This is a genomic window from Erythrobacter sp. MTPC3 (assembly GCF_042854385.1).
Lineage (GTDB): Bacteria > Pseudomonadota > Alphaproteobacteria > Sphingomonadales > Sphingomonadaceae > Erythrobacter.
This window is the reverse complement of the sequence record NZ_BTGP01000007.1, coordinates 100712-113509: the sequence shown is the minus strand read 5'-3', so window position 1 is coordinate 113509 and position 12798 is coordinate 100712. Positions and strand designations below refer to the sequence as shown.

The window sequence follows — 12798 nt, the reverse complement described above, 5'->3', positions numbered from 1 at the left end:
AATTACGATATCATATTTATATGAGAAGGCGGTTGAAGTCAATCGCTGACCGGATAGTCCTTAATAGGTTGCAGTACCGGGTAACTCTCCCGTTTCGGCTCCCGCCCCAGTTCGGGAAAGTCGATTTCAGGCGGTGCGACATGCATATCGGGTAGCCGGTCCAGCAGATCGCGGATCAGCGTCAGACGCCCGCGCTTCTGATCGTTGAAATCAACCAGCGTCCACGGCGCACGGCCGGTATGGGTCGCCTCCAGCATGGCTTGCCGCGCGTCGGTGTACGCGTCGTAATGGCCACGAGCGGCAAGGTCGATCGGCGACAGTTTCCAACGTTTGAGCGGATCGTCCAGCCGTTCGCGAAGGCGTTCTTCCTGGTTTTGCTGGTCGGTCGTCAACCAGTATTTGAACAGCAATATGCCGTCATCGGTCAGCATTTTTTCAAACACCGGCGCCTGATTCAAAAACAGATCGACCTGATCCGCATCTGCAAAACCCATCACCTTTTCAACCCCGGCGCGGTTGTACCAGCTGCGGTCGAACAGCACGATTTCGCCTGCACTGGGAAGATGCTGGATATACCGCTGGAAATACCACTGGGTGCGTTCGGCATCGGTTGGTTTGCCCAAAGCGACCGTGCGGCACTGCCGCGGATTAAGTTTGTCGCGGACCGCGCGAATAGCGCCGCCTTTGCCCGCCGTATCGCGTCCCTCGAACAGCACCACGATCCGCGCCCCGGTGGTTCGCGCCCAGCGGGCCATGCCGACCAGCTCTTCGGTCATCGGTTCCAGCAGATTGCGGTATTCCTTACCTTTCAGGCCCATGACATTCCCTTGATAAAATTGCCCTTGTTTAGCCGCAGTGGTAGTCTCAAATGACGCGCTATGGCTACTCTTGCTGATCCTGACACCGATTTTTCCCGCCTGCCCGACCTTCCGGCGGACGTATTCACCGCGCCGCTGGCAAAACCGGCGCATCTGGGTGAGGATTGGCTGGAGCCTGCGCAGACCGATTATTCGTCTGATGATCACGCAGTCTGGAACGATCTTTTCGCGCGCCAGATGGAGGTTCTCCCCGGCCGAGCAGCCAGCGCATTTATGGCGGGACTGGATAAGCTGGATCTATCGCGCGGCGGCATTCCTGAGTTTGAAAAATTGTCAGAGGAATTGGGCAGTCTGACGGGATGGAGCGTCGTGCCCGTGCCTATGCTGATCCCGGACCATGTGTTTTTCTGGCACTTGGCAAATCGGCGTTTTCCTGCAGGCAATTTCATACGTACGCGCGAAACGTTCGATTACATCCAGGAACCCGACGTGTTCCACGATGTGTTCGGCCATGTGCCGATGCTGACCGATCCGGTCTACGCCGATTACATGCAGGAATATGGCCGCGCAGGCTGGAAGGCGATGCATTACAACCGTCTAAAGGCGCTTGGCGCGCTCTATTGGTATACGGTGGAGTTCGGCCTCATTGAAGAGGCCGACGGCATAAAGGCGTATGGCGCAGGGATCTTGTCCGGCCCGACCGAAGCGAAATTTGCGGTCGAGGCGGAAAGCCCGAACCGGATCATGCTGAACGTCGACCGGGTCATGCGCACCGATTACGTGATCAGCGACCTGCAACCGACCTATTTCGTGATCGAAAGTTTCGAGGATCTCTTCCGGCAGACCGTAGAGCGCGATTTCGACCGCCTTTATCGCAGCCTTGCAGCCAATTTCACCTACGCAAATTCCGCGATTATCGATGTCGATAATGTCGTGCATCGCGGCACGCAGGAATACCACCTGCGGGGCGGCAGGGGATCGGGCGCGGCGCCCGTTTAAACCAAGAACGCTAGAGCGAAGACCGAGCAAACGAAAAAAGGCGCCGGATCGCTCCGACGCCCTTTTCAAATTCGCATTCGCGAAACTTACATTTCGTCGATTTCGTCAGCCTGCTCTTCAAGCGACTCTTCCATGGCATCGGTGTTGTCGTCCATGACATCAGCCTGATCTTCAGTGATCTGGCCAGCTTCTTCCATGGCATCAACCTGCTCGTCGCGGGTGTCTTCCATTTCTTCGATCGCATCTTCAGCTTCGTTTTCAGCCGGGCTGTCACATGCGGTGAGGGTCAGGCCGAGCGAAGCTACAGCAGCGAGAGTGATTGTGCGGATGTTCATGAATATTTCCCTGATATCGTTGTTGTCGATGGAGACAGGACGGTTTCGGACACTTTTGGTTCCTAACCTCCCGCTCTAACAAAGTGTTACGCGTCAACGCGGTGTTCACGCAACCAATATATCGCCCCAACCGCCGCAACGCTTGCGGCAAAAGCCAGAGCGAGCGCGAGAAACGTCAGTCCGCCAAGGAACGTTCCGCCGTTTGCTGCAAGTCCAACAACCAGTGCGCTGACTGTTCCTGCAGCCATCATGCGAAGAATGTCACGCGAATGTTCAGTGCGCGTGATGATCGAGGCAAGCCAACCAATGGTCGCCCCCATCATTATCAGCACCAACAAAGCCATTACGTTTTCTCTTTTAATTCAATTACCAAGTTACACTTAAAGAATGCGTCCGGCCGCTTTGCGGTTCCGAGAAATACGGCATTTCTCCGCTCAGAAGAACCAGAGCAAGGCACAGCCCATCGCGATGCGGTAGACCACGAAAACCATCATTGATGCGCGTTTCAGGAAATTCATCAGGAACGCCATGGTCGCAAATGCCGCGATGAATGTCAGCACGCCCGCAATCAGCGCATCCAGCGCCAAAACCGCGCCTGCTTCGAATATTTCCGGCACGATCAACACGCCCGCGCCGGCCACTGCGGGAATCGATAACAGGAAAGAGAACCGCGCAGCCTCGACCCGCTTATACCCCAAGAACCGGGCAGCAGTCATCGTCACGCCGGACCGGCTGGTGCCCGGAATAATCGCCAGCGCCTGCGCTATCCCGACGATCAGGCCGTCGCGCCAACTCATATCTTCGAACGATTTGACCTCTTTGCCGACCCAATCGGCGATTCCCAGCAGGATGCCGTAAACGATCAGGTTGAACGCGATGAGATCGGTGAACCGGATCGATGACATCAGATCATCATCGACCACGGTGATGTTGAACATCGTTTCCGCGATGGAATTGAAGGCGCCCAGTTTGATCGCCAGCCCGAATGCGACCGCCGGGATCGTGCCCAGCACAATCCACCAGAACAGCCGCCGCTCTGCCGGGGCATTGGGATTGCGCGTCCCGATCCCGATGCTGGCAAAGCCCCCGCGCGCCAGAACCAGCACATCTTTAAGGAAATAGACGATGATCGCCAGCAGCGATCCGACATGCACGGCGACATCGATCAGCGGACCCTGATCGGGAAAGTCGGTGAAAGTCGGGATCAGGATCAGGTGGCCGGACGAGGAAATCGGAAGAAATTCCGTGATCCCCTGAACCACCGCAATAATCAGCAGCTGGATAAAAGTCATTGAGGGTCTGGCACCTTCATGGGCGCGGGATGTGCGCTTTCACGGGGAGGCCATAACCACCCCCGACTCCCGCTGCAAGCGAGAGGAGCCGGGGGGGGGGGCCCTTAGCTGCTGTGATTACCAGATGCGCACGCGGTCTTCCGGTGCGATATACATTGCGTGATCCTCTGTAATGCCGAACGCTTCGTACCACGCGTCGATATTGGCGACGACGCCGTTGACCCGGTATTCCTCGGGGCTGTGGCTGTCGGTGCGCAGGCGCTGGCGATAGTTTTCCTCGCGCTGCGCCGAACGCCATACCTGCGCCCAGGCAAGGAAGAAGCGCTGGTCGCCGGTCAGACCGTCGATCACCGGCACGTCCTGCCCATCCGTTGCGATCTTATAAGCGCGGTAGGCAAGGCTGAGCCCGCCAAGGTCGCCGATATTTTCGCCCAGCGTCAGGCGGCCATTTACGCAGGTTTCTCCGCCATCAAGCGGGCAGAAGGCATTGTATTGCCGGACCAAGGCATCGCCGCGCTCGTCGAAATTCGCACGGTCTGCGTCCGTCCACCAATTGCGCAATTTGCCGGTGGCATCGTATTTTGAACCCTGGTCATCGAAACCGTGGCCGATTTCATGGCCGATCACGCCGCCAATCGCACCGTAATTGACCGCCGGATCATTGCTCAGCGCAAAGAACGGTTGCTGCAAAATCGCGGCGGGGAACACGATCTCGTTCTTGGTCGGGTTGTAATAGGCATTCACTGTCTGGGGCAGCATGAACCATTCGGTCCGGTCAATCGGCTCACCCAGCTTTGCTATGTTATCGGCGAGCTCCCACGCTTCGGATGCAATTTCATTGGCGAGCGGATTGCCGGGCGTAACCTCAAGCCCGTCATAGCTGTCCAGATTGTCCCGATACCCGATCTTGGGATCGAAGCTGGCCAGTTTTTCAAGCGCCTGCGCCTTGGTCTCTTCGCCCATCCATTCAATCTCGCCGATGGACTGCGCCACGGAGAGCCGCAGGTTGGCGACCAGTTCTTCCATCGCCGCCTTGTTTTCTGCGGGGAAGTAACGTTCGACATAGGATTTGCCGATCAGCTCACCCAGGCCGCCCTCAGCCGCAGCGATGGCGCGTTTCCAGCGCGGGCGCTGTTCGGGCGTGCCGCGCAGCATCTTGCCGAAAAATTCAAACTGCGCGCGGTCGTATTTTTCTGGCAGGACGTGAGAGCGATCCGACAGGAATTCCTTGATCGACCATGCCTGCAGCGTCGCCAGCGGCGTATCGTTCAGCAGCTCCATCATGCCTGGCAAGCCTGTGCCAATCTTGGCGAGGGCTTCGGCGTCCAGACCCAGCTCTGCGATTTCATCCTCGGTCGGCGGCATTTCACCGACAACGAAGATCGGCGATGCAGCGAGGCCGATTTCCGCGAGCATGGCCTCCACCGGAAAATCACCGGCCATCGCATTCAGTTCAGCGGTGGTCAGCGCGTTGTAGGTGAGGTCGCGGTTGCGGCGCATTGTGCGGTCCCAGCTGATATCGCGCGCAATCCGTTCCTCCAGCGCGTAAACCGCAGCAGCGGCCGCCTGCGGATCGGCATAGCCTCCCGCCTCCAGGATCAGCGTCATATAATTGCGGTAAGCCGCCTGAATTTCGCGGCCCTTCTCGCTCTCGTCGAGATAATAGTCGCGGTCAGGCAGGCCCAGACCGCCGCTGCCGATATAAGCGACATAGCGATCAGGCTGTTTCGCATCGACATTCACAAACCCGCCAAGCGGGCTGGCATAGCCCGGCTGCGCCCACAGCATCGCCAGTTCATCCAGAGAGGAAACCTGCGCCAGCGCATTGATATACGGCTGCGCGTGCGAAAGCCCCGCCGCATTGATCGCATCCACATCCAGAAACGCATTGTGCATATCGACGATGCGCCGTTCGTCCATGGTCAGCGTGGCCGGGTCTTTGGCAATCAGCTCGTCCATCAGAGCCTTTACGTCACTGGTCGATTTTTCGCGCAGCAGGTTGAACGCGCCAAACCGGCCAAATTCCGCTGGCAGCGGGTTGGCATCCAGCCATTCCTGATTGACGTAAGCGAAAAAGTCGTCGCCCGGCGCGATCTCTTGGGAAAGCAGTGCGGGATCAACGCCCCATGTGCCGAAACTCATCGTCGGCGTGTCCGGCGCTTCGGCTTCGCTTTCGGCCTCTTCCAGCAGCATTTCGATCGGCAGGGCCGGACCTTTATCGGCGCTGTTGGCGAGGACTGGTGCCGAAATGGCGAGCGCGAGCGCGCTGGCCCCGAAAAATACGGTGCGACGGATCATGTGTGCGAGTCCCTGTAAAAATCAAACGATATCAATGGCTCTGGATAACGCGCGCAGGCTGGCGGTGTTGTCGCTGGTCCGATGCGGGCAGCGATTGATCGAAAACAGCTGCGTCAGGCCGCCTGATTGGCCGCGAATTGCAGCTTGGCGAGGCGCGCGTAAAGCCCGCCTGCCCGCGACAATTCGGCGTGATTGCCCTGCTCCACGATTTCGCCGCCATCCAGGACGACGATCCGGTCCGCTTTGCGCACGGTGGCGAGGCGGTGCGCGATGACGAGCGTGGTGCGGTCCTGCATCAGCGTATCGAGCGCCTGCTGCACCAATTGTTCGCTTTCGGCGTCCAGCGCGCTCGTCGCCTCGTCCAGCAGCAGGATCGGGGCATCGCGCAGCAGCGCGCGTGCGATAGCAACGCGCTGTTGCTGCCCGCCGGAAAGCTGCGTTCCGCCCTCGCCCAAATACGTGTCGAGCCCGTCGGGCAGGTCGCGCAGGAAACTTTCAGCATTTGCCGCGCGCGCCGCATCCCAGATATCGCCGTCGCTCGCTTCCCAATTGCCATAGCGCAGATTGTCGCGGGCATTGGCGCTGAACAGCACACCGTCCTGCGGCACCAGCGCCAGCCGGTCGCGGATGTCGGCAGGATCGGCCTTTGTCAGCGGCACTCCGTCAAGCCGGATGGTGCCGATCTGCGGATCGTAAAACCGTTCGACCAGTTGGAAAATGGTGGACTTACCCGCACCAGACGGGCCGACGATTGCGACCGTTTCCCCTGGTTCGATCTCCAGCGTGAAGTCTTTGAGCGCAGCCGTTTCAGGGCGCGCCGGATAGCGGAAGGTGACATTGCGGAACGAAAGGCTGCCACGCGGCGGCTGCGGCAGGGTTTCTGGCCGCGCCGGGGCCGCGATGCCCGGCTTTGCCTCAAGCAATTCTGCCAGCCTGCTCGCCGCGCCCGCTCCGCGCAGCAATTCCCCATACACCTCGGTCAGCGCGCCGAACGCGCCCGCAACAATCATCGCGCCGAATATGAAGGCGAGGATTGTGCCGCCGGTAATCTCGCCGGTGGCCACCCCCTCAGCCCCGCGCCACAGCAGCAGGACGATAGAGCCGAAGATCGACAGGATAATGATCGCGGTCATCACCGAACGCAGCACGATACGCCGTTTTGCGGTTTCGAACGTGCGCTCCACCGCATCGCCGAACCGGTCAGCTTCCCGCGCCTGCTGACCAAAGCTCTGGACGATCTTCATCGCGCTCAAAACCTCGGTCACCATCGCCCCGACATCGGCCACGCGGTCCTGATTGTCGCGCGAAATGTTGCGGATTTTCCGGCCGAAGAACACAATCGGCAGAATGATCCCCGGAATACCGATGGCGAGCCAGATCGTCAGGCCGGGCAGCAGCCAGAACAGGTAAATCGTCCCGCCAATGCCCAGAAAGATATTGCGCAGCGCAACAGAAACCGTCGTGCCGACAACCGTTTCGATGATCGTCGTATCTGACGTCATCCGGCTGGAGATTTCTTTAGGGCTGTTCTCTTCATAGAATGACGGTGACAGGCGCAGCAGATTGCGGTGCACCTTGCGCCGGATATCCGCGACAACGCGCTCTCCGATCCAGCTCACGAAATAGAACCGGGCCGCCGTACCGACCGCAATCACTACGACTATGCCGAGCAGCAGCTGGAACCAGTAACCGATATCGGCCATCCCGCTGCCTGCCTCGCCAAATCCCCGGTCGACGATCATCTGCATTGCTGCGGGGATCGCCAGTGTCCCGGCAGCGGTCACGACAAGCGCGATCAGTGCAAACACGACCTGGCGCGGATACTTTGCTGCCTCGCGGTAAACCATGCGCAGAGGAGCGAGCGAGCGCGGCTTGCGCGGCGCAGCGGCAGGCTTGGCCGCAGCGTCGCCCGGTATCTCTTTGGCGAGATCGGCGGTCATGTCTGGTTCGGAGTGCGCGGCCATTTCAACGGTGATCTAGCTATCGCGGTGCGAAATTTCACGTGCAAAAAGCACACAGACCCCGGCCCAATGCCTCCGCAAGCTTTATTGTGCATTGCACAATGAGCTCTATATCCCCATTTAATGCGGTAACAACACACAATTATGCGCCGGACTGCGTCCGCATTCGGCCGAAAAGATACGGGGCCGACCATGCTTTACCACGCCTATGAAATTCAGCGTAACTTGATGAATTCCGCCAGTTCATGGGCAGCAATCAGTGCCTCTGTCCTTTCAAACACGGCCAACCCGTTTGCGAAAATGGGGGCGATCCCGCTGGCTGCGAACGCTCTTGACGTGTTTGCCCACGCGACCGCCAGCTATGGCAAGCCGGCTTTTGGCATTACCGAGATTGAAAGCGGCGGAAAACTGTATCCCGTGATCGAGGCGACGGTGGTGAACCGCCCGTTCGGTGATCTCAAACGCTTTCGCCTGGACGGCATTGATGACACGGACGACACGGTCCGGCCAAAAATGCTGATCGTCGCCCCGATGAGCGGGCATTACGCCACGCTGCTGCGCGGCACGGTCGAACGGATGCTGGAAAGCTACGAAGTCTACATCACCGACTGGGCCGATGCCGCAACCGTGCCGGTTCACGAAGGGCATTTCGACCTCGACGATTATATCGATTACCTGATCGATTTCCTCGAATACATCGAAGGCCAGCAGCCCGGCCAGCGCCCGCACATGCTGGCGGTGTGCCAGCCGTCGGTTCCGGCATTTGCCGCGACCGCTTTGATGAACAAGCATAAGTCACCCGCCGCGCCGGCAACGCTGACGATGATGGGCGGCCCTATCGACACGCGCGAAAGCCCGACGTCGGTCAACGATCACGCGATGAACCGTCCGATCGAATGGTTCCGCAATTCGGTGATCGCCACGGTGCCGATGAATTACCGCGGCGCGGGACGTAAGGTGTATCCCGGTTTCATGCAGCTATCCGCGTTCATGAGCATGAACCTGCGCAGCCACATGATGAGCCATTACGAGATGTTCAAACACCTCACATCGGGCGATGATGCCAGCGCGCAGGCGACCAAGGATTTCTACGACGAGTACCGCAGCGTCTGCGACATGACGGCGGAATTCTACCTGCAAACGGTCGAGGAAGTGTTCCAGAAACACTCGATCCCGAACGGCACCTTTGAACATAAGGGCGACATCGTCGACCTAGGCGCGTTGACCGAGACAGCGCTGCTCGCGATCGAAGGCGAACGCGACGATATCTCAGGCCTCGGCCAAACCCGCGCCGCGCTGAAGCTGACGCCGAACCTGCCAGAAGACAAGAAACGCTATTACATGGCGGAGGGCGCCGGACATTACGGCATCTTCAACGGCAGCCGCTGGCGGACCAAGGTCGCGCCGGTGGTTGAGGAATTTGTTGCGGCGCATCCAGGATAAGATTTCCTACTCAGGCTCGGCTAACTCAATCGGTCCGATGGCTGATCTGAATATCACCTGCTGATACGATGCATTCCTTGTGTAATCGCAACGCTTACTGTCTAGTGCTTTTGGTTCGCGCAACTTGGGGAAGCGAATTGGTTAAGGGTCGCAATCCCAATCAAGGGTCGTACACTTGAGGGAAATGACTATGATGCGAACACTTATGGGCGGCGTTGCAATCGCGACGATTGCGATGTCTGCCGCACCTGCTGCGGCTCAGGAAGAAGCTGAAGAAGCTCGGACAACCTACAGCGTAGAGTTTGTGCGTTTTGCGGACGGGAAAGAAGAAACCTGGGCGGAAATGCGCGAGAAATACTGGGTGCCTGCTGCAAAAGCAGCCGGGCTACCCGTGCCTACAGTCCACTGGATGATGGATGGAGAATGGGACCTTATGATAGTGCGAGAAATGCCTCGCGGTCTTGCCTCGCTCGATGCTCATAATGTTCCAGAAAGAACACGCTGGACAGAGGAATACCATAAACTTGTTGGCGGAGAAGATGCTGCCAAGGCCTTGGAAGAAGAAAACGGCGACTTGATTGAGGCTCAAACAAGGTTTCTGACCCACACCCACCCATAAATCCTGATCGAGCAATCGCTCCGATTTTGCCCAAAAATTAGAAATGGGGCCATTTTTTAAAAAGATGGCCCCTTTTTTGCTTTCAATCCATCAACCGCCGCCGATGCCAAAAAATGGCGAACTAACCCTGCACATTCGGCGTTCTGAAAAACACCCGCTTGATAATCCGCCGCGCCCACAGGAGCAGCGCGATCATCAGAACCAGCAGCACCACCGCGATCCCGGCGGCTACCACCGGATATTCGTAGGCCAGCCACAGCAGACCGACAGTTGCGATATCCTCTCCGCTTGAGACTAGCGCATTGCTGACCGGTTCAGGCGAGGTGTTGACCACGGCGCGGGCGCTCGCTTTACCGCCATGCGCAAGGAAGCTCGCCCCGCCGCCCAGCATAAAGGCGATCACCTGCATCGCCGGATCGGACGGATCGACAATCGCCAGCGCCAGCAGTGCGCCGCCCACCGGACGCACCAGCGTGTGGACTGTATCCCAAACGCTATCGAGCCACATGACCTTGTCGGCAAAGAATTCCGCCAGCGCGCCGAGCAGCGCGATCCCCATAACCCACGGATTTTCCAGCACGCCAAGACTGGCGAGATGCTCTGGTACAGGCAGCGCCTCCAGCCGCATCGCAAGTCCCGTCGCGAACACGCACAAATACAGTCGCCAGCCCGAAAGCAGGCTGACGCTGCCCGCGATCCCGATAATTTCCATGATGCCCAAAGCCTGCCCTCCTCTGCAAAGAATGCGGACAATATACGGGCAGGGCAAGCTTTGAGCGAATGGGCGCTCCGCGAATTACCTCAGGCTCAATCGCGGTTTCGCAGCGCCGCAAGGTCGTAAGGCGCGCCATACTTGCCGCCAGGTATCTCCAGCGCAGGCCGGTACCATCCGGCGCGATCCGCAATCGCAGCGTAGCTTTCTTCAAGAAACATGAGCAATGCCGCATCCGGGTCATCGGCAGAGACCACCGCTGCGTAGGGGAGGACAAACTCACCGAGATCGCCGTGCCAGAATGCGCCTGAGGCTGAAAGCGGCGCATCGCTCAGACCATCGGGCGAAGGATAGCCATAGGCATAGAACGCGGCTTCATCCACGCCGCCGCCCCCTAGCCAGAATCCTGCGCTGGCGACTTCGTGGCTATAGGCTTCGCGCGTGACGCGGTCGGGCAAGTTTGGAAAACCGCCGGGATGAAGCGGAGCCTCGCGTCCCGAAAAACGGGTGACTGCCAGATCGAGACTGCCCCAGAAAAGGTGTGAAGGGCTCGATTTGCCGACAAATCCGCTACGGAAATGTTCGAACACCCGGTCTGCGCTGCGGAATGCTGCGTGGAACCGGCGAACGGCCCCGGCATCCCAGCTGCGCTCGCGTTTGTCCTCGGCAAAGGGGATGGCGGGATCGACCTCATTGGGCGCTCCTGCAACATCCGTCGCAATCCCGGCCTTGCCGAGCAAAGCCTCGAAATCATCGAGGAATTGCGCGACGGTCTGGCCAGCGATGGGCATTGCGCCGCGAAAGCCGTCGGTTGTTTCGAGCGCAACCTCGCTGGCAATGCAATCGAACAGGATTTCGGCGTCGCGCTCGCCTGCCGCTACCGGATAGAAACGAAAGCCGCGCGGGACGACGCGCAGCGCCACGTGCCAGCCGTGATTGCTCCACACGCGTGCGCGGGTTGGCAACTTGCCAATGACTTGCAGGTACGCGTGGCAGGTTTCGATCACCGCCTTGTCGGCAGCGTAATCGAGATCCGGCCAGCTTCCTGCAGTCATTATGTCAGCTCCAGATTAGAAGACCTCGAAAAGCCCCGCTGCGCCCATGCCGCCGCCGACGCACATGGTCACGACGACGTATTTCGCGCCGCGACGCTTGCCTTCGATCAGGGCGTGACCGGTGCAGCGTGCGCCGGTCATGCCGTATGGGTGACCGATGGAGATCGAGCCGCCATTGACGTTGAGGATGTCGTTATCGATGCCCAGCTTGTCGCGGCAATACAGCACCTGCACGGCGAACGCCTCGTTCAGCTCCCACAAGCCGATATCGTCCATTTTCAGACCGGTCTGCTTTAGCAGTTTCGGGATCGCGAACACAGGGCCGATGCCCATTTCGTCAGGCTCGGTGCCCGCAACAGCCATGCCGACATAGCGGCCCAGCGGCTCAAGACCTTTTTGCTCGGCAAGCTTGGCTTCCATCAGGACGCTGGCCGAAGATCCGTCGGACAGCTGCGAGGCGTTACCGGCGGTGATCACCTTGCCCGGACCCATGACCGGGTTGAGCGATTGCAGACCTTCAAGAGTGGTCGAAGGGCGGTTGCCTTCGTCTTTGGTCAGGGTGTGTTCGACCTGGCTGACTTCGCCGGTTTCCTTGTCCTTCACCATCATGGTGGTGGTGACAGGCACGATTTCGTCGTCGAATTTGCCCGCTTCCTGACCGGCCGCGGTGCGCATCTGCGATTGCAGCGCATATTCGTCCTGCGCTTCGCGGCTGATGCCATAGCGTGCAGCGACGGTCTCTGCCGTGCCAAGCATCGGCATGTACACATCCTTGTGCATCGCGATGAGCGAAGGATCGGGGGCGACGCGCATTTCAGGGGTCTGGACCATCGAAATGGAATCCTGACCGCCGCCAACAACGACATCCATATTGTCGACAATGATCTGTTTTGCCGCGGTGCTGATTGCCATCAGGCCCGAGGAGCACTGACGGTCGATGGTCTGTGCCGCGACCGAAACCGGCGCGCCGCCGCGAAGGGCGACCTGGCGGGCGATGTTGCCAGCCTGCGTGCCCTGGGTAAGGACAGCGCCCCACACGACATCGTCGATTTCAGCAGCGTCGATACCGGCGCGCTCAACAGCGGGGGCAAAAGATGCAGCGCCAAGTGTGGCACCGGGGGTAGCGTTAAAGCCGCCTTTGTATGCGCGGCCGATTGGCGTGCGGGCGGTGGAGACGATGACTGCGTCACGTGACATGAGGGGGTGTCCTTTCAAAAGGGTATTGGACCGCCGCACCGGATCGGCACAGCGAGATTGAGTTAAGCG

At 59.2% G+C, this 12798-nt stretch carries 12 protein-coding genes; 3 read left to right on the top strand and 9 right to left on the bottom strand.

Features of this window, described 5'->3' with window-relative positions:
• Nucleotides 1-38: 38 nt before the first annotated feature.
• On the bottom strand, nt 39-818 hold the full coding sequence (gene ppk2, locus ACGHU1_RS10945) for a polyphosphate kinase 2 (RefSeq protein ID WP_390586828.1): 780 nt from the start codon (nt 816-818) through the stop codon (nt 39-41).
• A 60-nt stretch (nt 819-878) separates the two neighbouring features.
• Between ppk2 and phhA the strand changes: the two genes are divergently transcribed.
• Nucleotides 879-1817 (top strand): phenylalanine 4-monooxygenase, encoded by a 939-nt coding sequence (gene phhA / locus ACGHU1_RS10940; protein ID WP_390586826.1) that lies wholly within the window; start codon nt 879-881, stop codon nt 1815-1817.
• Between the two features lie 86 nt (nt 1818-1903).
• Here phhA and ACGHU1_RS10935 read toward each other — a convergent pair whose 3' ends face one another.
• The 5 genes from ACGHU1_RS10935 to ACGHU1_RS10915 all read right to left on the bottom strand — a co-directional run bounded on the left by ACGHU1_RS10935 (nt 1904) and on the right by ACGHU1_RS10915 (nt 7682).
• Nucleotides 1904-2152 carry a hypothetical protein gene (locus ACGHU1_RS10935; RefSeq protein WP_390586824.1) on the bottom strand — a complete coding sequence of 83 codons (249 nt, stop codon included), beginning with the start codon at nt 2150-2152 and terminating at the stop codon, nt 1904-1906.
• 86 nt (nt 2153-2238) lie between these two features.
• Nucleotides 2239-2496 carry a hypothetical protein gene (locus ACGHU1_RS10930; protein ID WP_390586823.1) on the bottom strand — a complete coding sequence of 86 codons (258 nt, stop codon included), beginning with the start codon at nt 2494-2496 and terminating at the stop codon, nt 2239-2241.
• A gap of 90 nt (nt 2497-2586) precedes the next feature.
• Complete coding sequence (locus ACGHU1_RS10925; RefSeq protein WP_390586821.1) at nt 2587-3444, bottom strand: undecaprenyl-diphosphate phosphatase; 858 nt, start codon at nt 3442-3444, stop codon at nt 2587-2589.
• A 117-nt stretch (nt 3445-3561) separates the two neighbouring features.
• Nucleotides 3562-5742 (bottom strand): M13 family metallopeptidase, encoded by a 2181-nt coding sequence (locus ACGHU1_RS10920; RefSeq protein ID WP_390586818.1) that lies wholly within the window; start codon nt 5740-5742, stop codon nt 3562-3564.
• Nucleotides 5743-5855: 113 nt separating this feature from the next.
• Complete coding sequence (locus ACGHU1_RS10915; protein ID WP_390586816.1) at nt 5856-7682, bottom strand: ABC transporter transmembrane domain-containing protein; 1827 nt, start codon at nt 7680-7682, stop codon at nt 5856-5858.
• Between the two features lie 213 nt (nt 7683-7895).
• Here ACGHU1_RS10915 and ACGHU1_RS10910 point away from each other — a divergent pair, with 213 nt between their 5' ends.
• Together ACGHU1_RS10910 and ACGHU1_RS10905 are read left to right on the top strand one after the other, a co-directional pair.
• Nucleotides 7896-9146, top strand: coding sequence for a polyhydroxyalkanoate depolymerase (locus tag ACGHU1_RS10910; RefSeq protein WP_390586815.1), 1251 nt, complete (start codon nt 7896-7898; stop codon nt 9144-9146).
• Nucleotides 9147-9336: 190 nt separating this feature from the next.
• Nucleotides 9337-9765: a hypothetical protein gene (locus ACGHU1_RS10905; RefSeq protein WP_390586812.1), complete on the top strand. Its 429-nt coding sequence runs from the start codon at nt 9337-9339 to the stop codon at nt 9763-9765.
• A gap of 121 nt (nt 9766-9886) precedes the next feature.
• On the opposite strand, the gene ACGHU1_RS10900 is transcribed toward ACGHU1_RS10905, so the two are convergent.
• From ACGHU1_RS10900 to ACGHU1_RS10890, 3 genes are all read right to left on the bottom strand, one after another.
• Complete coding sequence (locus ACGHU1_RS10900; protein WP_390586810.1) at nt 9887-10486, bottom strand: DUF4126 domain-containing protein; 600 nt, start codon at nt 10484-10486, stop codon at nt 9887-9889.
• A gap of 86 nt (nt 10487-10572) precedes the next feature.
• Entirely contained in the window at nt 10573-11532 is a 960-nt protein-coding gene (locus ACGHU1_RS10895; RefSeq protein WP_390586808.1) for a DUF5996 family protein, read from the bottom strand.
• 15 nt (nt 11533-11547) lie between these two features.
• A complete protein-coding gene (locus tag ACGHU1_RS10890; RefSeq protein ID WP_390586806.1) occupies nt 11548-12729 on the bottom strand; it encodes an acetyl-CoA C-acyltransferase in 1182 nt (393 codons plus the stop codon).
• Nucleotides 12730-12798: the final 69 nt, after the last annotated feature.